The sequence below is a fragment of the Microbulbifer sp. MI-G genome (genome assembly GCF_030440425.1).
GTDB lineage: Bacteria > Pseudomonadota > Gammaproteobacteria > Pseudomonadales > Cellvibrionaceae > Microbulbifer > Microbulbifer spongiae.
This window is the reverse complement of sequence record NZ_CP098023.1, coordinates 3,326,366-3,348,329: the sequence shown is the minus strand read 5'-3', so window position 1 is coordinate 3,348,329 and position 21,964 is coordinate 3,326,366. Positions and strand designations below refer to the sequence as shown.

15 protein-coding genes and 1 tRNA gene are annotated in these 21,964 nt (G+C 50.3%); 8 read left to right on the top strand and 8 right to left on the bottom strand.

What is annotated here, in order from left to right; translation table 11 throughout:
• Positions 1–131 precede the first annotated feature (131 nt).
• The 6 genes from M8T91_RS14000 to M8T91_RS13975 all read right to left on the bottom strand — a co-directional run bounded on the left by M8T91_RS14000 (position 132) and on the right by M8T91_RS13975 (position 8,794).
• Positions 132–857: a dienelactone hydrolase family protein gene (locus M8T91_RS14000; RefSeq protein WP_301414780.1), complete on the bottom strand. Its 726-nt coding sequence runs from the start codon at positions 855–857 to the stop codon at positions 132–134.
• 81 nt (positions 858–938) lie between these two features.
• Positions 939–1,346 carry a VOC family protein gene (locus tag M8T91_RS13995; protein WP_301414779.1) on the bottom strand — a complete coding sequence of 136 codons (408 nt, stop codon included), beginning with the start codon at positions 1,344–1,346 and terminating at the stop codon, positions 939–941.
• Between the two features lie 221 nt (positions 1,347–1,567).
• Positions 1,568–4,237 (bottom strand): nitrate reductase, encoded by a 2,670-nt coding sequence (locus M8T91_RS13990; protein WP_301414778.1) that lies wholly within the window; start codon positions 4,235–4,237, stop codon positions 1,568–1,570.
• The gene (locus tag M8T91_RS13985) at positions 4,237–4,545 is read right to left on the bottom strand and encodes a nitrite reductase small subunit NirD (protein WP_301414777.1); all 309 of its coding nucleotides are present in this window, start codon (positions 4,543–4,545) and stop codon (positions 4,237–4,239) included. The genes M8T91_RS13990 and M8T91_RS13985 overlap by 1 nt, the downstream gene beginning before the upstream one ends.
• 156 nt (positions 4,546–4,701) lie before the next feature.
• Positions 4,702–7,251, bottom strand: a complete 2,550-nt coding sequence (gene nirB / locus M8T91_RS13980; protein ID WP_301414776.1) for a nitrite reductase large subunit NirB — start codon at positions 7,249–7,251, stop codon at positions 4,702–4,704.
• A 79-nt stretch (positions 7,252–7,330) separates the two neighbouring features.
• Complete coding sequence (locus tag M8T91_RS13975) at positions 7,331–8,794, bottom strand: NarK family nitrate/nitrite MFS transporter (protein WP_301414775.1); 1,464 nt, start codon at positions 8,792–8,794, stop codon at positions 7,331–7,333.
• A gap of 1,159 nt (positions 8,795–9,953) precedes the next feature.
• On the opposite strand from M8T91_RS13975, the gene M8T91_RS13970 reads away from it, so the two are divergent.
• From M8T91_RS13970 to M8T91_RS13955, 4 genes are all read left to right on the top strand, one after another.
• Positions 9,954–11,504: a Re/Si-specific NAD(P)(+) transhydrogenase subunit alpha gene (locus M8T91_RS13970; protein WP_301414774.1), complete on the top strand. Its 1,551-nt coding sequence runs from the start codon at positions 9,954–9,956 to the stop codon at positions 11,502–11,504.
• A gap of 12 nt (positions 11,505–11,516) precedes the next feature.
• The gene (gene pntB, locus M8T91_RS13965; RefSeq protein WP_367317723.1) at positions 11,517–12,908 is read left to right on the top strand and encodes a Re/Si-specific NAD(P)(+) transhydrogenase subunit beta; all 1,392 of its coding nucleotides are present in this window, start codon (positions 11,517–11,519) and stop codon (positions 12,906–12,908) included.
• A 299-nt stretch (positions 12,909–13,207) separates the two neighbouring features.
• Entirely contained in the window at positions 13,208–14,818 is a 1,611-nt protein-coding gene (locus M8T91_RS13960; protein ID WP_301414772.1) for a S41 family peptidase, read from the top strand.
• Between the two features lie 2 nt (positions 14,819–14,820).
• The gene (locus tag M8T91_RS13955) at positions 14,821–15,195 is read left to right on the top strand and encodes a hypothetical protein (RefSeq protein ID WP_301414771.1); all 375 of its coding nucleotides are present in this window, start codon (positions 14,821–14,823) and stop codon (positions 15,193–15,195) included.
• Between the two features lie 122 nt (positions 15,196–15,317).
• Here M8T91_RS13955 and M8T91_RS13950 read toward each other — a convergent pair whose 3' ends face one another.
• Positions 15,318–16,517: a glycerol-3-phosphate dehydrogenase/oxidase gene (locus M8T91_RS13950; RefSeq protein ID WP_301414770.1), complete on the bottom strand. Its 1,200-nt coding sequence runs from the start codon at positions 16,515–16,517 to the stop codon at positions 15,318–15,320.
• Positions 16,517–17,110: a hypothetical protein gene (locus M8T91_RS13945; protein WP_301414769.1), complete on the bottom strand. Its 594-nt coding sequence runs from the start codon at positions 17,108–17,110 to the stop codon at positions 16,517–16,519. Before M8T91_RS13945 ends, M8T91_RS13950 begins: the two co-directional genes overlap by 1 nt.
• A 517-nt stretch (positions 17,111–17,627) precedes the next feature.
• Here M8T91_RS13945 and gltX point away from each other — a divergent pair.
• The 4 genes from gltX (at position 17,628) to M8T91_RS13925 (ending at position 21,964) form a co-directional block, all read left to right on the top strand.
• Entirely contained in the window at positions 17,628–19,103 is a 1,476-nt protein-coding gene (gene gltX, locus M8T91_RS13940) for a glutamate--tRNA ligase (RefSeq protein WP_301414768.1), read from the top strand.
• Between the two features lie 134 nt (positions 19,104–19,237).
• Positions 19,238–19,313, top strand: a tRNA-Ala gene (locus M8T91_RS13935).
• 338 nt (positions 19,314–19,651) lie between these two features.
• Entirely contained in the window at positions 19,652–20,668 is a 1,017-nt protein-coding gene (locus M8T91_RS13930) for a nucleoid-associated protein (protein ID WP_301414767.1), read from the top strand.
• Positions 20,669–20,671: 3 nt separating this feature from the next.
• A complete protein-coding gene (locus M8T91_RS13925; RefSeq protein WP_301414766.1) occupies positions 20,672–21,964 on the top strand; it encodes a hypothetical protein in 1,293 nt (430 codons plus the stop codon).

The following is a 21,964-nucleotide window of genomic DNA, read 5'->3' as shown; positions in this document are numbered from 1 at the left end:
CCCTATGTCTCTGGGAACCCCGCAATCCAATGGGCTTTTCATGCGACCTTTGGCTGCCATCCTCATAGGAGGGACCGCATGGCCTTTCAGATTTAGAGCCGCCCAGTGGCAGTATCTGCCCGAATCCCCTTTCAACTAAATATCTTCTGATAAAAATTCAGCGCTCCCTGCCGGGCATCCTCCGCTGCTTCCCTATTGTAGGCAAGGGGCAGCCCGAGTTTCTCACCCCGTTCTGTGGCAGTAGGATTGGTAAATCCATGCAGCACACCGGGGTAGCTGATCAGGGTGAGTTTGGCACCTGCCACCTGCATCTCTTCTACAAAGGCACCCACTTGTTGCGGTGGGATCATGACATCGGCACCGCCGGTATACACCTGGATTTCTGCTTGAATCCCACCCTTCTGCGCGGAGATATCGCTGGCCAGGGCACCGTGAAAGCTGACCACACCGCGCAGGTCCAGGCCGAGCCGTGCCATGTTCAATGCCACTTCTCCGCCAAAGCAATAGCCCTGGGCCGCAATACGGGTCGGGTCGACACTGGTGTGCTGTTGTAACAGTGACTGGGCTGTGCGAAAACGGGCTTCCAGAGCCACGGGGCTTTTGCGTGCCTTATCGCTTAAATTCTGTGCCTCGGCGGGATCGTCAGTGTGCTTGCCTTTGCCAAACATATCCACTGCAAAGGCGCGGTAGCCATGCCGGGCAAGCTGGTCTGCCTGATCCCGCATAAAGGCATTCTGCCCCCACCATTCGTGCACCAGAATAATGCCTGGGCGCTTGTCGGCAAGGCGATCATCCCAGGCTAAATAGCCGGTATAGGATTGCCCATCTACTGCATATTCAATGATTTCCGATGCCATAATTCCACCAGTTCAGGGGTTTTTTCTCTCAGTGGTTGGTGTTCAGGCAAGAGCATGATGGCACCCTTGCTCAGGGGTTCCCTAGCCATCCGGCGGTCCCTTTAGCTCAATCAGGTTGTTCTCGGGGTCAGAGATATAGAGAGAGGGGCCCATGCCTTCCGCGCCATAGCGCTGCTCCACCGGTGAGGCACTAATATGCCTCTCTTGTAGGAAACTCTGAATCTTGTCGGCGTTGAAAGGGTCCACACGCAGACAGAAATGGTGCAGATTGCGTCCCTCGTATTCTGGAGTGGAAGCGCCTGTGCGTTCAATCTGTTGATCCACCGGCAATAGATCAATCAGACAGCGGCCGGCGCGCATTTGATACAGGCCGAGGCTGGGATTCTCCCGTTCCATTTTGCAGCCGAGAATATCCTGGTAAAAACGACGCGCGGTATCCAGCGATTTTACGCGCAATACAAGGTGATCAATCTGCTGAATAGTGAACATGGGAGCTCTTTAATTTTAGGGGAGGCGTGTCGCGGGCATTAGCGGAAGTGGCGACGTACCGGTTCTAAGTGTAGGAGGTCGCTGGGGGTGCAAGTCACAAGGGGGCATTTTGTGGCGTCTTATGTCAATTGTTTACGCCTGACTGTGTTTGGGAGAGTGAAACAGCGAACCTGTTACTATTTTCACTACATTGTAACAAGACACCAAGTTGCCGCTGTGCCCTATTCCTCTGCCACACCAACCCGGGCGGTGCGCAACAGGGCGGATATTTCCGCTTTGCAGGAGCCACAATGCGTGCCGCAGCCCAAGGCGTTACCGAGGGCCGCCAGGCTGTGCAGACCCTTGCCAATAGCCTCGGTAATTTGTGTACGGGAAACCTGCATGCAGGTGCAGAGGACCTTCACACCGGGTGCAATGGGACGCAGTAGTTTTGCGGGAACCCGAGGGAGTTCCATCTCCAGATAGCGTTCAAGCGGGCGCCGGTCTGGCAAGTTTTGCCAGCGGTTGCCCGCGATGATCAGCAATTGGAGCGTGTTGTTATAGGCCAGATAGCGCTGGTTTTTTAACGTCTCAATCTGTTGCCAGTATATACCACGGATATCACCTAATAATTGTGTGCCCAGGCTGCGCCCGTTCAGAGGATGGCGCAGGGCCAGCTCGTAGCGATAGCCTTCGGCACAGGGTACCCGGTACCAGTGCAACAGGTTTTTGTCTTTGGCACTATTCAGCCGCTGCCACAGTTTTTCTGCGACAATGTCGGGGCAGATCAGGGTGGCGAAACTTTTGCAGGGAAGTAGCTCCACCTGGATTGGCACCTGTTTGAATTCCGGCTGGCCCGAGTGGGGGTCTACAACTGCAGCAGCCAGAGCACTGACTCTGGCGTCCCGAGCCAGGGTTTCACTCCAGTGGATGGGGGCGAATAGTTCGCCGGGCCTTTGTGCCTCACTCAGGGTAGCGCGCCCGGACATTCTGCCCTGGGCACTGTTCAGGGCGATCAGGCTGCCCTCTTCAATGTTGTACTTTCGTGCGTCCTGCGGATTAATCTGGATTTCCGCAATTTCACTGTGGTTCAGCAGTTTGCGTGCGCGGCCAGTGCGGGTCATGGTATGCCATTGGTCGCGCATGCGACCGCTGTTAAGCCACAGTGGGTAGAGGGCACAGGTCTGCTGGAGTGGTGCTTGTGGTGTGACCGGCACAAAGTGCGCGCGCCTATTGTCGGTGAAAAACCGGGCGTCATTGAACAACCGCGCACATCCCTGGGGGTTATCCTGGTTTACCGGCCACTGTACCGGTTGCAGCGCATCGTATTCCTGGCGCTGGATGTTTTCCAGCAGGGAGATATCAAAGGCGCGACTGCCATTATTTTCAAAGCCTGAGAGCCTTGCGTGCTCTCGGAATATCTCCACTGGATGCGAATAATCAAAGGCTTTTGTATAACCCAGCCGCTGTGCAAGATCACAAATGATCTGCCAGTCATGGCGGGCCTCTCCGGGTGGTTGCAGGAAGGGGCGTTGTCGGGAAATGCGTCGCTCCGCATTGGTGACAGTGCCATTTTTTTCCCCCCAACTCGTGGCCGGCAGCAGCACCTGTGCACAGCGGGTGGTATCTGTATCGGCAACGCAATCGGAAACGACAACAAATTTGCAGTTGCGCAGGGCTTCAGCCACTCGTCCGGCTTCGGGCATACTCACCGCGGGATTGGTGGCCATAATCCAGACTGCCTTGATCTGGCCGCTCTCCACTGCACGGAACATATCCACAGCCTTGAGCCCCGGCGTCAATGCAACCTGTGGGGCGTGCCAGAAACGACCCAGTCGATTGGTGTTATCCCGGGTAAATTCCATATGCGCAGCCAGCGTATTGGCCAGGCCACCCACTTCCCTTCCACCCATGGCATTGGGTTGCCCGGTGATGGAAAAGGGACCTGCCCCGACTCTGCCGATACGTCCTGTGGCCAAGTGGCAATTGATAATTGCGTTGTTCTTATCGGTACCACTGCCGGACTGGTTGATACCCTGGGAGTAAAAGCTGACCGTTTTTTCCGTCTCGGCAAAGAGTCTGAAGAACGCCAGCAGTTTTTCTGCGGGCACTCCACAGTGCAATGCAGTTTGTTGCAGAGACCACGTCCGGGCTGAGGTGAGTGCCTCCTGAAAACCGCTGGTGTGATGCTGGATATAATGGTTATCCAGATGCTGATGTTGTGCGAGGAAATACAATAGCCCATTAAAGAGTGCTGTGTCACTGCCGGGGCGGATTCCCAGATATAAATCTGCCAGTTCGGCTGTAGCGCTGGCACGCGGGTCAATAACCACCAGTTTGGCATTGCCCGCCTGCATGCGTTGAAACAGGATTGGGTGAGTCCACGCGGCATTAGAGCCAGTCAATACAACCAGATCGGCGCGATCCAGATCGTCATAGCAACAGGGTACTGCATCGGCACCAAAGGCGCGCTTGTAGCCGGCCACCGCTGAAGACATGCACAGGCGCGAATTGGTATCAATATTGGCAGTGCCAATAAAGCCCTTCATCAGTTTATTGGCGACATAGTAGTCCTCGGTGAGTAGCTGGCCAGAAAGATAAAAAGCTACGGAGTCAGGACCATGTGCGCGAATGCTATCGGCAAAGGCGTCGGCCACAAAAGACATGGCCGTATTCCAGTCAGTTGCTTGGCCGTGCAGGTGCGGGCGCAACAAACGGCCGCGATCTCCCAGCGTTTCCCCCAAAGCCGAGCCCTTGATACAAAGACGACCGGCATTGGAGGGATGCTGTGTATCGCCACGCACCGTGATTGCGGATGGGCCTGGGTGACTTTTCCGGTTGATTGAAATTCCACAGCCTACGCCACAATAGGGGCAGGTAGTATGCGTACCCGGGTATTCCTTAACGGTCATCACTGTATGCTGTTGCTGCCGATAAATACGGTGTTCCCGAAAAAGGTCAGTGGATAGGTGGCCAGTTGAATACTGCTGTTTTCCACACAAAGTCCATCTGCAAGGCGAAAGTGATGCTTAAAAAGCGGAGAGGCTATGGTTAATTCTCCCTCCACTTCTGCGAGAATGCCGCGCGCAATGATGCCAGCTTGCGCGATCGGGTCCCAATTGTCAATGGCGTAAAGCTGCTGCGCCTGGCCGGGCAGGAAAAAGAGTGCAATACTCTTTTTAGAAAGTGTACAGGCTTTTCTCTCCTTGTATGTGGACATATGCTCCCAGAGGGCGCAGACTCCGGAATCTCTGATCAGATCCGATCGCTGACAAATCGGCTGCCAGTGGGTGTGGGTGATCACAATTGCCTTGTTTCGGGGTGGTTTTAACACAGCCTGGGCCATGATCTTTTCCTCGCTGGATTAAAGATGAATTTATTCGATCATTTCTTCTTGGCTTGAGAGCGCTGAAATTTCTTTCACATTGGCAGGGCGCGGTTGCCCGCGCTCCTTGACAAAGACAATCTTGTCATCGACCGCATCACTGTTGATAAATTGTCTAAAGCGCTTGAGCTTTTCAGGATCATTAATGGTCGTGTTCCATTCGCACTGATAGGTATTAATCACCCGGGCCATCTGTGTTTCCAGCTCCTTGCAGATTTTTAGTTTATCTTCAATGATGACTTCGCGCAGATACTCGAGACCACCATCGAGGCTTTCGAGCCACCTTGAAGTGCGTTGTAACTTATCTGCAGTGCGTACATAAAACATTATAAAACGATCGATAAAACGGACCAGGGATTTGTCATCGAGATCGGTAGCAAACAGGTCTGCATGGCGTGGGCGCATACCACCATTGCCGCAGACAAACATATTCCAGCCTTTTTCGGTAGCGATAACACCAACGTCTTTGCTCTGCGCCTCGGCGCATTCACGGGTACAGCCTGAAACTGCCATTTTTACTTTATGCGGTGCACGCAGCCCCTTATAGCGGTTCTCCAGATGCAGTGCCATGGAAATGCTGTCACGAACGCCGAATCGACACCAGGTGCTGCCCACACAGGATTTCACTGTGCGCAGGGATTTCCCATAGGCATGGCCGGTTTCAAATCCGGCGTCGATCAGTTCCCGCCAAATCTCCGGTAATTGTTCCAGGCGGGCTCCAAATAAATCAATACGCTGAGCCCCGGTAATTTTTGTGTAAAGGTTGTAGCGCTTTGCCACCTGTCCGATCACGATCAATTTTTGTGGGGTGATTTCTCCAGCGGGAATACGTGGCACTACCGAGTAGCTGCCGTTTTTTTGCATATTTGCCATAAAGGTGTCATTGGTATCCTGCAGCCCTATATGAGGTTGCTCCAGGATATGTTCATTCCACAAGGAGGCGAGAATGGAAGCAACGGCAGGTTTACAGATTTCACAACCGTAACCGCGACCGCGTTTCTGCAAAAGCTCCGGGAACGTCTTAATGCGCTCTACCTGTACTATCTGGAATATCTCCTGTCGTGAGAAGGGAAAATGGGCGCAGAGGTGATTGTTCACTTCCATACCCAAAGCAGTGCAGGCTTCGTCGACGATAGTTTTCACTAAGGCGGCACAGCCGCCACAGCCGGTTGCGGCTTTGGTTACATCTTTAATTTCGCCCAGGGAAAGATACCCTTCGGCAATGGCATCAGCGATCTGGGCTTTGCTGACATTGTGGCAGGAACACACGGTTGCTGTTGCGGGAAGGGCCACAGTACCCGGTGCAATGACCGCGTCGTCCGCGCTGGGCAGGATTAATTGCTCTGGATGCTCGGGCAATGTGATAGCATTGAGGTAATATTGCAGCAGAGTATCGTAGTCGTCGGTGTCTCCCACCAGTACGGCCCCAAGCAGTTGCTTTCCACCTGCGTCGGTGATCATGCGTTTGTATATACCGGCCTGTTCATCCATAAAAGTAATTGCAGCGGCATTTTCAGTGTGCCCGTGTGCATCGCCGATGGAGCCAACCTGAACTCCGAGGAGTTTCAGCCTGGTACTCAGATCTGCTCCGGAAAAAAAATTCTGTTCGCCGGTCAGTTGCGAGACAACAGTGCGTGCCATGGAAAAACCGGGGGAAACAAGGCCGAAAATGCGTTGTTCAAAAAGGGCACATTCGCCAATGGCAAATATATCAGGATCGGAGGTTCGACAGCACTGATCAATGACAATACCGCCGCGCTTCCCAAGCTGCAACCCGGCCGATGCAGCCAGTTTGTCTCGGGGACGAATACCGGTAGAAAATACAACCAGATCGGTGAGTAGGTCACTGCCACCCTGGAACTGTATACGCAGACGCCCACCAACTTCCTCAATCAACTCTGTAGCAGTATCAACATGCACGTGTACACCAAGTTCCTCTATTTTTTTCTTCAGCAAAGTCGAACCACCTGCATCCAGCTGGGTTGGCATAAGCCCGGGTGCAAACTCTATAATGTGGGCTTCGAGCCCCAGTATTTTTAATGCGTTTGCCGCTTCCAATCCCAACAACCCACCGCCCACTACCACGCCGTTTTTTGCCTTGTCTGCAGCACTGCGTATCGCATCCAGATCCTCAAGTGTGCGATAGACAAAGCATTTTTTGTGTTCACTTCCAGGGATTGGCGGAACAAAGGGGTAAGAGCCGGTGGCAAGGACCAATTGATCGTAATTTTTGACGATCCCACTTTGCGCAGTCACTATCTTGTTCGCGCGATCAATGTCAATGACCTTCTCATTGATATGCAGTTCAAAACCCCATTGCCGATACTGTTCTGCGTTTCCCATTGCCAGATCTTTGGCAGTGCAGCCGGCAAAGTATTCCGAAAGATGCACACGGTCGTAGGCTGGTCTGGGCTCGGCACAGAAGATTGAGACTTCGAAATGGCCAACCTGCTGGTGGTCTGCCAGGCTCTGCAGGAGATGGTGTCCTACCATACCATTGCCAATGACAATCAGCTTTTTTTTTGCTTCTGCTTTATCCATTATTCAAATTCCTGGCAATCCCTATTCGGCGGTTTCAGGGTGGGGCGGTAACGCCAAGGATTGATATACGAATGGCCTTTTAGGCAACATTGATCATTGATACACTGCCATCTGGGAGTGTCTCCGCTATTTGCCCCTCGGGCTCTTCCAACAATAATACGGCAGCAAAACCAAGCAGTGCCGTAATGCCAATAACCAGAAAGAATTCCTGATAGGACACCAAACTCAGTACCGTGAGATAAAATACAGCACCGACATTGCCATAGGCGCCGGTGATTCCCGCAATCTGGCCGGTGAGGCGACGTTGAATCAAAGGGACCACTGCGAACACTGCCCCCTCGCCAGCTTGCACGAAGAAAGAGCAGGCCATGGCAGCGGCAACGGCCAGGTAAAGCGGCCATTGGGTATCGATAAGGGCCATGGTGAAGTATCCCAGAGCCAGTCCCGCTGTGAGTACCAGTAAGGTGGGCCTGCGCCCCCAGCGGTCACTGATCAGTCCGCCCGCTGGACGCGACATCAGATTCATGAAAGCGTAGGCCGAACCGAGCAGGCCGGCTTTTACCGGGTCCAGGGTAAAGGTCTCTGAGAAGAACAGGGGCAGCATGGAAACCACAGCAAGCTCTGAGCCAAAAGTGGCAAAGTACAACAGATTGAGAACCACTACCTGTTTGAATTTATAGCGGTGTATCGGCGCTGGCGGGTTGTTGAGGACTTCGCGGTTTACCTTGTAGGTCTTGTGTGTATCCAGCATATAGAGCAGACCGAGACCACAGTAAATTATTGTGGCAGTGGTGTTGGAGAAAAGGCCAATTCCGCTGGACAATCTCCAGGTGAGTAATGCCAATGCTGCATAGATAGGAACCTTCACAATTAACAGCAGTATGAAATCCCCTCGGCTGGTAATTTCCATGCCCCCGATTTTTTTTGGTTTGAAATAGGCAAGGCCTTTGGGAGTGTCTGTCACTGAAAAGTAGTAAATGACACTGTAAATCAGTGCGATGATTCCTGTAAGGCCAATGGCATAGCGCCAGCCATTGTCACCACCAACAATGAGGGCAATCGCTGGCAGGGATATGGCTGCGGCGGCGGAACCAAAGTTTCCCCAGCCGCCATAAATACCCTCGGCAGTGCCTAACTGACGCACGGGAAACCACTCCGATACCATGCGGATGCCAATCACAAAACCTGCACCGATAAATCCCAGAAGAAAGCGGCCGATCGCTGCCTGTATAAAGTTGTCTGCCAGTGCGAAGATAAAGCAGGGCACACTGCCAATGGCCAGGAGCAGGGAATACGTAAGTCGCGGTCCATATTTGTCTGTGAACATACCGACTAGGATACGCGCAGGAATGGTCAGGGCTACATTGAGAATTAAAAGTGTTTTGACCTGATCCGGGGTCAGGGACAGACTTTTCGCAATGGCCATTAAGAGCGGGGCATGGTTAAACCAGGCAAAGAACGTGATAAAGAAAGCCACCCAAGTTAAGTGAAGTATTTTTATCTTGCCGCGGAATGAGAGTAAGTTGAAAGGCTCACTTGTCATGCACATTTCCCTTGTTTGTAAATTCCCGAGGCATACAAAGTTTACAATTGAAGTCTAGAGATTGGTGTCGTTGCGCTTTGTTGCCAATTAATGTCGGTGGAGGAATCGCCCCACCGAGGTAATATATCCGGGTTGGGTCATTGGATCATCTATTTATTGCCATTCAATTAATATGCCATTATTACAAAGTTGGCGTGACTGTTCCTTGGAGGCGCAACAGAAAAGCGATTTCGTACAGTTGCACCGTAAATATGAATTTATTTTTCCTGTTCCAGGTAGTGAGAATAATGACAACTGCAGTTTTTTGGTGCGGCAACTTGCGGTTATTATTTTTCTTGCACAATCAGGGTGCCTCTGTAAATATTAAAAGTGATTAAATAGGGTGGTGATAATAGGCAATAACTGAGCTAATGTTTTTCTTCTGCTCAAATGGCTTGTGTCAAGGGGTTATTCTGGGCAGTGCATGCTTGGTCAATGGAATTTGGATCAAGAGCCGATAGAAAAGGCAACATCGGTATATAAATTACGTTGACTAGCGGCTTAGAAGAAAGTCATGATTATACTGAATGACATTATATAATAGAAATACATTGTACAATCAAACCGTTTGGATTTAGATGTATTCACAACAGTGGGACTGCGTAACTGCGCATTGGCTCCATTTATAGTCTTTGTCTTCCCCACCAGGGTCCAATGCGGATTTTGCCGGGAAATTTGTTTTAATCTGGGCGCTCCTCAACGATGGTTGGAGGTCTGTGCCCGATAATCCAATTGCTTTTAAAAGCTGTTGGGTTAGCTATCAGCGCAATGAAGCGTGATGTTGGTAGGCCATAAGATTTCTGGCTGGTTAATGATCGGCAGCGCCTGGGTTCTGTGTGCTATGCACTGGGTAAATTCACAGACTGGCCGGGTTTAAAGCTCGTGTTAACTGGCCCAGCCAACAGACTTGGTTGCAAGTGTTACTTTTGATGGAGTCTAGTAGAGCGGGTCTTTACTCTGGTTTTTTAAAAGAGACTTATAAATTTCACCAATTACCGCTATTAGAAGAGACCACTTTTCATCTCCAGCCCACCGGTTTACACTCCTGCTGTTTATAAATTGGGCAATCCGAAGAAGACCCAGCAGTACATCTAGAGAACAAACCAAGAGGGGCACAGCGGTGATAATAGCCATACCTAAGGAGACCGCGGAGGGGGAAGCGCGCGTAGCGGCAACTCCCGACAGCGTAAAGCGTTTGCGCGATTTGGGTTTTTCCATTGCGATGGAAAAAGGGGCTGGTGATATGGCCAGCTTTCCCGATACGGCTTATGCTGAGGCCGGGGCGGAAATCCGCAATGATTTGAGGACATGCCTGGCGGATGCAGGAGTGGTCCTCAAAGTACAGGCCCCCACTGATGAGGAACTGGCACTGATCCCCGAAGGGGCCACCGTGATTGCTTTTCTCAAGCCGGCGCAAAATGCAGAACTCCTGCAGAAACTGGCCGATAGAAAGATCAATGCACTGGCTGTGGAGTCTGTACCCAGGATCTCCCGCGCACAGAAAATGGATGCGCTCAGTTCCATGGCGAATATCGCCGGCTATCGCGCAGTAATCGAAGCTGCACATAATTTCGGCCGTTTCTTTACAGGTCAGATTACGGCTGCAGGAAAAATTCCCCCCGCAAAAGTCCTGGTGATTGGTGCTGGTGTCGCCGGCCTCTCTGCGATTGGCACTGCAAAGAGTATGGGTGCCATTGTGCGCGCCTTCGACACCCGTTTAGAGGTGCGTGAGCAAGTGGAATCCATGGGAGCGGAATTCCTGACTGTGGAAATAGAGGAGGAGGGTTCCGGTACTGGTGGGTACGCCAAGGAGATGTCCAAGGAGTTTATTGAAGCGGAAATGACCCTGTTCCGCGAGCAGGCCAGAGAAGTGGATATAGTCATTACGACAGCACTGATCCCTGGCAAGCCAGCCCCAAAGCTCTGGCTTGCCGATATGGTCGATAGCATGGCACAGGGATCGGTTGTGGTAGACCTGGCTGCGGAAATGGGCGGAAATTGTGATTACACGGTGCCCGATGAAAAAGTAGTGCACAGTGGCGTAACCATTATAGGCTACACCAATCTGCCCAGTCGTGCGGCGAGTCAGTCATCCAGATTGTATGCCACCAATCTTGTCCACCTGCTGAGTGAGTTGACACCGGGAAAAAATGGTGAACTCCAGATTGACTTTGCCGATGAAGTGATCCGTGGTGCAACGGTGGTCAAGGCCGGGGAAGTTACCTGGCCCCCGCCCCCCCCAAAGATTTCAGTCCAGCCCAAGACACCGGCCAGGGAGGCCGAGCTGGTCAAAGGTCCTGTTGAGGAAAAAATTGAAAAGAAAAAATCGCCCCTGGCTATTTTTGTATTTTGGGCCGTAGCGGCGGTGTTGCTACTTTGGCTTGGGCGGGTGGCTCCACCGGCATTTGTCTCCCATTTTACCGTCTTTGTTCTCGCCATTTTTGTTGGATGGCAGGTGATCTGGAATGTAACCCATGCATTACACACCCCTTTGATGAGTGTTACCAATGCGATTTCCGGTATTGTGGTGGTCGGGGCTCTGGTGCAACTGGGGGCAACAGGCTCAGTCCTGGTGTTGGTGCTCGCTTTTGTCGGTGTACTGGTTGCCAGTATTAATATATTTGGTGGCTTCTTTGTAACCCACCGTATGCTGAAAATGTTTCGCCGCTAGGGGGCGTGAGTGATGAACGGAATGATTGCAATGGCTTACCTCTTTTCAGCGGTGATGTTCATTTTAAGCTTGGGTGGTTTGTCCAGCCATGAAACGGCACGCAGGGGAAATCTCTACGGTATGGTTGGTATGGCTGTTGCCATTATTGCTACCATAGCCGGCATCGCCACAGGGGCTCTGTGGATGGTGGCCGTCGCGATGGTGGTGGGAGCGGCTATCGGGCTTTCCCTGGCAAGGCGTGTCGCCATGACCCAGATGCCTCAGATGGTGGCCTTGCTGCACAGTTTTGTTGGCCTTGCCGCGGTATTGATTGGTTGGGGTGGTTTTCTCGATCCGCAAGTGATTTTGCATGGAGCCGCCCATGTGGTACACAGCACAGAGATCTATCTCGGTGTGTTTATTGGTGCAATTACCCTCACAGGTTCCCTTGTCGCCTTCTGCAAGCTGCAGGGGCTGGTGTCTGGCAAACCACTGACACTACCGGCCCGGCACTGGCTGAATCTGGCTGCGATTCTGGCCTGTATAGTGCTGGGTGTTGGGTTTGTACCGGCGGAGGTAAACACCGGCACGCTGATCAATTTGCTTTTGATGACTGCAATTGCACTGCTGCTTGGCATTCACCTGGTGGCGGCGATTGGCGGTGCCGATATGCCGGTGGTGATTTCCATGCTGAACAGCTACTCAGGCTGGGCAGCGGCAGCTACTGGATTTATGCTGGGCAATGACTTGCTGATTGTTGTAGGTGCCCTGGTCGGCTCATCCGGTGCGATTCTCAGTTACATTATGTGTCGCGGCATGAACCGCTCGTTTATCAGCGTCATTTTGGGAGGCTTCGGCTCAGAAGGCGGAGTGGTTGCCGATGATGAGGTTGATGGCGAGGTTGTGGCGACCAGTCAACAAGATCTGGCCGACGATCTGAAGGCCGCTGAAAATATTATTATTGTCCCCGGTTTTGGTATGGCCGTTGCTCACGCACAACAGGCTGTCAGCGACCTGACTGATCGGCTGCGTAAAATGGGAAAGACAGTGCGCTTTGGTATCCACCCCGTAGCGGGCCGTCTGCCCGGTCATATGAACGTGCTCCTGGCAGAGGCCAACGTGCCCTACGACATCGTGCTGGAAATGGATGAAATTAACCCGGATTTTCCCAGTACGGATCTGGTGCTGGTCATTGGCGCTAATGATACAGTGAACCCGGATGCGGTCGAAAAACCGGGTTCTCCCATTGCTGGGATGCCAGTGCTGGAGGTGTGGAAAGCGCACAAGGTGGTGGTGCTCAAGCGCTCTATGGCTTCCGGTTATGCTGGCGTAGCCAACCCGCTCTTCTACAAGGAAAACACCCGGATGCTGTTTGGGGATGCAAAAGACAGCCTGCAGGGAGTGCTGGGGAAGATGAATGAGTAATTGTAGGAAATAGCTCTGGTTATTAAATATCCATCCCAGCCGGAGTAAAGCTGGGTTTTCACCTTTTGGGTTTTTTGACCAGGCAAGTCAATGAACTATGAATCGGGCTTTATAATATCCTTGCCTGTTTTATTGGCTTTGTACTTTATGTGCTTTGTTTTGTGCTGCCAATGACGAAACTTTGGAGGTGTGTAACATCAATAGGTTTTAATTTTTAAAAAATAATTGGCTATGGTACTCTCTTTCAATGGGAGGCCGTTTTCCTAGGGTTGAATATAATAAAAAGAATAATGAGATGAATGATGAGTACCATTGTGCATAGTTTGGCCCTGCGATGTCTGGTTATTTTCTGTGCTATTTGTGTTGTCGGTTGTGGTGGTGGCAGCGGCGGTGGAGACAGTGCTGGTGGTTTAGATATTCCCATAGGAGGTGTACCGGGCAGTTCCAACTGGGTAAAGGGGCAGTTCCTGCCTGCTTCCGACTTTAAGGGGAAGTGTGTTTCTCCACGCAGCGGTATTGACCCCACCACTGGTGGGAGCTATACGGAGGTGCAGGGCACCCGCCTGGATGAGAACAACTGGCTGCGCTCCATGAGTAATGAACTTTACTTGTGGTATAACGAAATTGCTGATCAAGACCCTGCTGGGTTTGATGATTCTCTGGAATATTTTGCTGAGCTTAAAACTTTTGCACTGACGGCCTCCGGTCAGGAGAAAGACAGATTTCACTTTACCTTACCCACCGAGGAATGGTTGGACCTGACAGAGTCCGGTATCTCTGTTGGTTACGGTTTCCAATGGGCGCTGTTGTCTGCTGTGCCGCCCCGTAGGGCAGTGATTGCCTATCTGGATACCGAAAGCGCCGAAGGCTTGCCCGACTATATAATGCGTGGTACAGAATTGCTGAGTGTGGATGGTGTCAATGTGGTCAATAGCGACGATATTGATACGCTAAACAGAGGCATGTGGCCTGCTTCGGCGGGAGAACAGCATGTCTTCAGACTCCTGCCGCCTGGTGCAACCGATCCTGTTACCGTGACACTCACAGCGAAAGTGGTAACTTCTGATCCTGTACAATCTGTAAAGTCTATACAGACAGATTCAGGACGGAAAGTGGGTTATATGCTCTTTAATGATCATATTGCCACTGCTGAAGGGGAGTTAATCAGGGCAGTGTCCGATCTGAGGGGAGAAGGCGTCGAAGATCTGGTACTGGATCTTCGCTACAATGGTGGTGGCTATCTGGATATTGCCAGTGAACTGGCTTATATGGTTGCCGGTGATTCTACTTCGGGCAGGACTTTTGAGTTGTCCAGATTCAATGACCAGCATCCCAATATCAACCCAGTTACAAATCGGCAATTACTGCCAACGCCTTTCCATAATACCAGCCGGGGATTTGGTGCGGTACAGTCCGGCATGACACTCCCATCCCTAAACCTGCAGAGGCTTTTTGTACTTACCGGTGAGGGCACCTGTTCTGCCAGTGAAGCAATCATTAACGGCTTGCGTGGAATTGATGTCGAAGTAGTCCAAATTGGTGACACTACCTGTGGAAAGCCGTATGGATTTTACCCGTTGGACAACTGTGGCACCACCTATTTCACGATCCAGTTTTCCGGTGTGAATGCCAAAGGATTTGGTGATTATTCGGATGGCTTTGTACCAGGTGGTTCTCACCAGACCGAGGCACATCTGCCTGGGTGCCAACTCGGCGATGATTTTACACATTTTCTCGGGGATACAAATGAAGCCCGCTTTGCCGCGGCACTAAACTATATTGATACAGGCAGCTGTGGAGATATCCCTGTAAATGCATTCTCACCTTCTCCGGCCAGGGAACGGTTATCGGGGGTGTATGCTCGTGTGCCCAAAGATATTGCCCGCAGCAATCGTATTATGGTGCGGTAAAGGTGAAAGCATCTGTGTTGCTGCTGGTATGTCTTGTCACTACTATAACTTTCGGTTGCGAATCTCAGCCAGCTGCTTTGGTACTTCAGCCTGCCTTACTCATTGAAGTTAACCCACAAATTCGTGCAGAACTGCAAGAACTGGTTTCTGCGGCGATAGGTGGTATATCGGTTACCCTTGGGCCAGATGTACTGACCAAAGACAGTCTTTTACTCATAGAGCGCAGTTCCCGTCAAATGCGGATCACTGGCCGGGAAATGCAGAGGCCGGTGAAATTCCAACTCCTAACTGATGGGAAAAAGTGTTGGCTTGAGCGTTTACCCAACGGAGCACTGCGGGAGTTGCAGGTTTCATGCCGGGCCGCCAGAGCCTTTTAATTTATCTCCCTTAAGGAGATGGTGCGACAAGGGATGACATGGCCAAAGTTGATGAAAACTGAAGTGTCGGCTTTGTAGTGCGAGTGATATTTAGGGCAGGATTTTGATCAATACTGAAACCTCTAGGGGCTGCGTTCCCGCTCCGAAGGGTTGATGGCGCGCGCAGGGTCCCGAAGTGTATGGTGTCTATCCTGCAGGGTGGGCTGAAGTTTCTTGATCAGTTTGTGCGCGGTGGCGCGATAGCTGGTGAGTTTGCCACCTGCTACTGCGAGGATGCGTGGATTTCTGCTGTTGTCACAACAAATCATGGATTCCCGTGAGCGGGAAAAGGGACTTCTCGCAACCCTCGGCAGTACTCGAAGACCGGCAAAACTCTCATAGATGTCTTTTTCTTGCAAACTGCGGGTTTGACTGAAGTACTTTTGTACCGTGCGCAGCAGGTAGGACTCCTCTTCCGCAGTGGGGGCTACATCGCGTGGGTCGCCATGGTAATGGCGCTCAGTGGTGCCCACCAACGTTTTGTCCTGCCAGGGCATAACAAATACCGCGCGCCCATCCCTCGCTTCTATATAAAAGATTTTGTTCCCTAGGGATAACGGCAACAAAATGTGTGTACCGGCAACCAAATCGATCGGTGGCAGCGGCAGTGAAGGGATGCAGCGTGCGTTGGTGGTGGTCACCCAGGGACCACTGCAATTGACCAGGGCGCGGGCGCGCAGTGTATTGAGTTTTCCGCCAGCCACATAGTCCACGCGGACACCATCCTCGGTGATTTCGGCGCCTACCAAGCTGCCCGGACAAATAATTTGTGCGCCGTTGGCGACCGCTGATGCGACCACGTCGCGAGTCAGGGCGGCGTCGTCGGTTTGAGCATCGTAATAGCGAAATACTGCGAGAAGCCCCTCCCGCTTAAGTCCCGGCAGGCTGTCCCAATCAGATTTTGGCAATGATCGGAAAAATGAAATGCCACTATTCACGCCGGAGAGCAGGGCATAGAGACTGAGTCCCAATCTGACCATCCAAGGCGGCCTTTTACTATGTCGGTAGACAGGTATATAAAAGGGCACCATACGCACCAACTGGGGTTTATTTTGTAATAGCCAACTCCTCTCACGTAAACACTCGTATACCAGGCGGAATTGGCCGGTCTCCAGGTATCGCAATCCGCCGTGGATCAGTTTGGATGAGCGTGAGGATGTGGCCGCAGCAATGCCGAGTTGTTCCAGTATAACGACAGAGTAATGGGCCTGGGACAATGCTTCGGCTGTACCTGCACCTAGGATACCTGCGCCAACCACCAGAACGTCAAAATCCGTAGACATTAGCTATTTCCCGCAAGCACATAAATTGCAGCAGGCTCCCTGAAGACAGGGAATGGCATGCCCTTTTGTGTCTGCCGGGGCTCAGCTGTGATCCGGAAGAAGACCCGTTGCAATGGTTCTGGTGGTGATTTCTTGTGCCTGATATAGCAGTGCCGGGCCAGGAGGTGCTCTTGGGCGAGTGTCTCAATATCCACCGACAGGCGGCGGGATAGGCTGGTAACCTGCAATACCATCCTGTACCACCCCATAGACAGGGCGGTGGGTAAGCTGTAAAAGTTCTGGCTAGCCGGGACATTGGGCATGTGGCGACTGCACTTCCAGTCCTGTAGTTTCACCTCAGCTGCGTTGGAAGCGAAGCCGATAAGATGAAAACTATCCAGCAACAGCACTGGGGGCTGGGAGCCCTTCAGCTTGAAGGAAAAGCGCGAATGCCTGTCGCACGGCTGTTCGTTGCGGTAATACCGGTGGGTATCACTGCGGCTGAAGCAGATATTGTGCCGAACGGCATAGGCCCCCTGGTACTGAGCTGCCTCAAGGACGGAGGTGACTTTATCCAATGGAAAGAGGTTGTTGTCCTGATCGGTAATTGGCATGTAAATCAGCTCCAGGACGCAGATACTATATACTGGCAGAGCTGGGGCACGTCGTTATTCAGCACTACACAGGCGATTTGGCCCCGGTCTACAGTCGAGCCTTACAGGAAAAGTAGACGCTGTGGACCTTGTTGCAAACGGGCTGGAAAGGATGGCATCAACCAGTCCTATAACCCTTGAGAGAGACGTGGGCTGCCGAAATGCTGACAAGGAAGCATTCAGTGAATAAACGACATGTTTTCACAGGGTTTGGCTTGTCAGGTAGTTGGCCCAATGTATGGATAGATGCTGGTCAAAGTAATTTTTGCGAAACTTGGATTCTTAGGCTCAACGGGCTACATCCTCTGTGCCACGGTGAAGATACGTTTATCGGTAACACGAATTGCCGAGTTCTAATGCCCTCATTGCCCTGTGGCGTGAAGGACTTTTTACTTCCCCTGCCTGTGCCCCAAGGCTGGCCAGCGCTATAATCGCGCATTTTTAACAGTCTCTAATTTTAGCTTGAATCAGGTTTTCCATGAGTGTAAGAACCCGAATAGCACCCTCCCCCACAGGCGATCCCCATGTTGGTACAGCCTATATCGCCTTGTTCAACCAGTGTTTTGCCCAGGCACAGGGCGGCCAGTTTATTTTGCGTATAGAAGATACCGATCGGCAACGCAGTACCCCGGAGTCAGAAAAAGTGATTCTCGATAGTCTGCGCTGGTTGGGGCTGGACTGGCAGGAAGGGCCAGATGTGGGCGGCCCCCATGGCCCCTATCGCCAGAGTGAACGCGGTGATATCTACAGGGCCTATTGCGATGAACTGGTGGAAAGAGGTCATGCGTTCCACTGTTACCGAACTGCACAGGAACTGGAACAGCTCCGCGAAGCACTGCGGGAATCCGGGCGCATAGCACTCAAGCCCGGTGATTTGGCACTGCCGCTGGAAGAAGTGGAAAAGCGCCGTGCCGGCGGAATGCCTTTTGTGGTGCGTTTACAGGTGCCGGAGAGTGGTACCTGTGTGATAGAGGATCTGTTGCGGGGGCCCATAGAGATAGACTGGGCCCAGGTTGATGCACAAATTTTGCTCAAATCCGATGGTATGCCCACTTACCACCTGGCCAATGTGGTGGATGATCACCTGATGGAGATTACGCATGTGCTGCGAGGTGAGGAGTGGATCAGTTCTGCACCCAAGCACAAACTGCTATATGAATATCTGGGCTGGGAGATGCCGGTACTCTGCCATCTGCCACTATTGCGAAACCCGGACAAAACCAAGCTCTCGAAGCGCAAGAACCCAACCTCTATCCTCTATTACCAGCGCGCCGGCTTTATGCCAGAGGCTCTGTTGAACTATCTTGCCCGTATGGGCTGGTCCATGCCGGATGAGCGGGAAAAGTTCGCCCTTGAGGATATGCTTGAGCACTTCGACATTCAGAGGGTTTCCCTTGGTGGCCCGGTTTTCGATGTAGAGAAGCTGTCCTGGTTAAATGGCTTGTGGATCCGTGAACTGGGGGACGAATTGCTCGCAGATCGCTTGACTGACTGGCTGTTCAATCGGGAAAACCTGCTCAAGGTCCTGCCTTTTGCCAGGGAGCGCATGGAGACTTTTGGCGACTTTGCACCACTAGTCAGCTTTCTTGCCTCGGGAAAGCTCGATCTGACAGAGGAAAGTTTCACCGGCAACAGGCTGGCGCTGGATGAGCAAAAGCGGCTACTGCAATTTGCCTTATGGCGTCTGGAAGCGTTGCGCGCATGGGACCGCGACAGCATTTTTCAGGCAGTAAAAGGGCTGGCTGCATCCATGGGTATCAAGCTCAAAGACTTCAATGCCCCCCTGTTTGTGGCAATCAGTGGTACCACTACCTCTTTTTCTGTGATGGATGCGATGGTACTGCTGGGCCCAGAGCTCAGCCGCGCCCGGTTGCGCCAGGCAATTGGCACCCTGGGCGGGGCGGGGAAAAAAGTGCTAAAACGCTGGGAGAAAGAGTACGCCGTACTGGCATGAGTCCATGTGCGGACTCCTGGCTTCAGCGCAGGGGGTTGGTTGCTAACTCTCTGATTAAAAGTGCTTTTTCCTGTTGACAGGTGTCCAAACCTTGTTAGAATGCGCCCCGTTTTCGGAGAAAATGCAGAACATTTGGGGCTATAGCTCAGCTGGGAGAGCGCAACACTGGCAGTGTTGAGGTCAGCGGTTCGATCCCGCTTAGCTCCACCAAATATCCTCTGTATATCAAGAGGTTGCAGAGGAAGAGCGATTGACTTCTGCAAGGTGCACAAAAACTGCACAAAAACCTGCACAAAAACTCACAGGTTGAAAAAAAGGCTCTGAGGGGCCTTTTTTCCTTTCAGCATCCTACCCCTTACCCCTTAATCATACTCCAGAGCTTCTAAAAGGCTGACCCTGGAATGTAGTTCCTAGTCGGCCAGTCTTGTTGAGCTATTTTAGCTGTCGTCTTATGAGAAAGCGGTTATCATTTGATGCTTATCGTTGCGCAAGCGATAAATTACTAACAAAATAAACGACGGTTATTGATTGGAAAGGGAAGGCAAGATATGGAAATTGTCAACATTATTGTGCATGAAGTTCGCAAGGAAGCCACTGATGAATTATCGGTAGTCAATCCGCGCAAAAAAGAAAACCCTGTTAATGAGCTCACTAAGGAGCTGTCCTCTTCCCTGGAAACTCTTTTCAATAAGACTGGCCTTATGAACGGTGGTTTTGAGGAAGTAGAGGAGGGTGCTCCGATGCCTCGGTTTGTTGAGGCGCTTCAAGCCAATTTTCAAAATGGTCAATTTTCAAATTTTATTGATTTTACGCGGAATTCAGCTTACTACCTAGCTGATGAGTTGGAGAATGCTGTTGGATCTAAAGGCGGGTATTTACTTTTCTATCATTATAGATTGGCAGGAAAGGCATATTTAAGCGTGATAATGCTAAGGAAAACTGCTGGTATAACTTTGGATGCATCGCTTTCCCTTAGTCAGATTGAAAGACTTGATTTGGATAAGCTCCACATGGCTGCTCAAATAAATTTGACTGATTGGATTGACAAGAAAAGTGAAAAATATATTTCTTTTAAGAAAAGTGGATCTGCAAAGGACTTGACTGAATACTTCACAAATTTTATTGGATGTGCTGCATACACTCATGCACGTAAAGACACAAGAGCATTGATTCAAGCAATTCATGAGTATTGTCAAGAAGTGAATATGAGTGCATCAGAAATCGAAGCCACAAAGCAGAGAGCGCTTAACTATTGCTCTCGTCAGCTAGATGAAGGAAAACCTCTTTGGATTGATCAGTTTTCTGCATATCTTGATGGAGAGAACCCTCAAAGATTCTTAGCAATAACGAAAAAAGAGGAATACCAGCTTAGCAATGAGTTAAATCTTGATGCCCCTTCTCTGATTCGACTCAGACGAGTTTCAATTATTGGTGATGGGATGAGGTTAACTTTTGATAGTGAGCTTCTTCATCGAGAAAAAATACAATTTGATGAAAATGAGGGTTCACTTCTGATTAGGGAGCTTTCGGAGGCTGCTAAAAAAGAAATAAAGAAGAACCTATGAGATATGGATAACGCTGAGAGTCTTGTCTCGCTAGTTAGTAGTGTGAACATTACTGGGCGTAAGGATGAGTGCCTACTTGGATCGGCAACTCTGGATGCGCCCTTATTGTCGATATTGCCTGAGTTGATTGGAAAGGAACTTATAGACGGTCTGGTAAAAATTGATTCTGAGTGTAGAGATATTGAAGAAATCAATGAGAATGATATAGGTAAAGAGGTTGTTATTGGAATAGTTAAATCTTCTGTGCATAGATATATTGAATTTTATGACTCAATAGATGAGTTGATTTCTGTGCCATCAAATAAGCTATCTCGCCCTGATCGATTTTATTTGATAGATTCTAGTTTTTTCTATCCTTGTAGTGATATTCCAGATAAAATTCAACATTACTTTGACTTAATCAAGTTGCTAGTCATGTTGAAGGATGTCTCAGACTATCAATATGGCTTTTCAAATGTAATAGAGAAGTTAGTGTTTCTCCATAAAAGTCGTTTTGACCTTTCTTTGAAGTACGACTCTGAATCTTTAATTGATTCTATTGATGGTTTATCAGTAATTTTAGGTTTTTTTGAAGGAGAGGAGCATATTGAGCAGAAAAAAAGTATCTTGAAGGAGATTTTAATTGGTATGCTCTCAGATATTCCCGATGAAAAAAAGCTGAAATATTTAATTTCTAACTTTGGGGAGTTTTCTAAGAGATTTGTCGAAAATTATCAATATTTTGTATCGGAATTTTCTTTTGATGAAGTGCGTGTTGAATATGAAGAAAAGAAGAGGGAGTATCTTGTAAAGATCGATGAAGTATTTTCAGCGACGCAACTTAGAATGTTAGGAGTTCCTGTGTCTCTCGCAGTTGTGGCATTCAAAATGTCACCTGTCGTTTCTAGCATTCCCACTTTTTTAATAAATTTTCTTCTACTTTTCTCTGTGGCTGCCTACTCATACATGATGCGGATGTTATTAGTAAATCAGCGCCATACCCTAGCAGCAATAAAGGGAGAGTATAGTAGTCATATGCGACGCCTTAAATATCAATTTTCTGATCAATATGATAATATTTATGGAATAAAGAAAGATCTAGATGAAAGGTATAAATTTCAGAAGAAAAATTTGGTTAAATTTAATCGAATCTCTGTATTGTTGGTTATTGTTGTTCTTCTGATATTTTTTTGGTATTTGCCATGGATGAGTGTGTATCAATATGTTTCAAGTATGTTATGGTTAGATAGCCTTAAGGATGCAGGTTTGCTCTTTCTTGGTTTGGTAAAGGCTCTAACCTCATTATTTGTTTTCTAG